This is a genomic window from Mesorhizobium sp. M6A.T.Cr.TU.017.01.1.1, assembly GCF_004023115.1.
GTDB classification, from domain to species: Bacteria; Pseudomonadota; Alphaproteobacteria; order Rhizobiales; family Rhizobiaceae; genus Mesorhizobium; species Mesorhizobium mediterraneum.
This window is the reverse complement of record NZ_RZTA01000300.1, coordinates 1-434: the sequence shown is the minus strand read 5'-3', so window position 1 is coordinate 434 and position 434 is coordinate 1. Positions and strand designations below refer to the sequence as shown.

The following is a 434-nucleotide window of genomic DNA, read 5'->3' as shown; positions in this document are numbered from 1 at the left end:
AGGCTATTTTTCTTCAACGCCGCAACCATCTTTTGGAATTCGCCCGGCTTTGCCGCGATGGCCTTGCGCATCGCCAGCAGCAGCGCCGGCTCCGGCTGCCACCACGCAATGTCGGCGAAGCAGCGCTCAAGCCCGACATGCACGTAGAACACGCCCTGCTCCATCTTGGTGCCGTCGGGCGACAGGATGGCCGACAAATGCCTGTTGTAGGGCCGCTTGTCCTTGGCGAAGCGCACGTCGCGATTGATCCGGAACAGCGACTTCTTGCGGTCGCCGCGCAGGCCGAGACCTGCCTCCGCGAAGCGCTCGGTCAGCGTCTCGTCGAGATCACCGAGCGGATCGCGCAACTCCTGTTCGAAGAGGTCGCGATTCTGCAGGAACCACTCGCCGCTCTGGTGGCAATCCAGCGCCTTGAGGAACGGAATGGCTTTGGG

1 protein-coding gene is annotated in these 434 nt (G+C 62.9%); it reads right to left on the bottom strand.

All coding sequences use genetic code 11. The annotated features are described in order from the left end of the window. Positions 1-434: TIGR02453 family protein (locus tag EOB36_RS34095; protein WP_128286599.1), on the bottom strand; the 434-nt coding region annotated here is incomplete at both ends.